The organism is Mesorhizobium sp. PL10 (assembly GCF_053714315.1).
On the sequence record NZ_JBSKBR010000225.1, the window covers coordinates 1 to 337 of the forward strand.

General features: G+C 56.7%; 1 protein-coding gene. It reads right to left on the reverse strand.

Annotation, left to right across the window (positions count from 1 at the left end; translation table 11 throughout):
• Positions 1 to 148: 148 nt before the first annotated feature.
• Positions 149 to 337: transposase domain-containing protein (locus ACWGTO_RS33960; protein WP_454579015.1), on the reverse strand; the 189-nt coding region annotated here is incomplete at its 5' end.

A 337-nucleotide genomic window follows, 5' to 3' on the forward strand; every position in this document is an offset into this window, starting at 1 on the left:
GTGCCATCTTCACTGCCATCGCGGACATACACCAATTCGCCTTCGGAGATGTTGTCCGAGTTGGCGGTCACCTCCTCGATGAGTTCTAGGTTCTCGCCGATCATGCCGGCGACTTCTTTGAGTGTGTATATGAACCTCGAGCGTGCCATCACGCGGCCTCGTATTGTTCTTTCGCCGGCGTCCACTGCCACGGCAGCAATTCCTGGAGCCTATCCTTTGGCTGATCCTTGATCCGGGTCAGGACGTCTGTGAGATAGACCTCCGGATTGTGGCCATGGAGCTTGGCGGTCTCGATGATGGTCAGGATATTGGCGATGCGCTCACCGCCCTTGTCTGA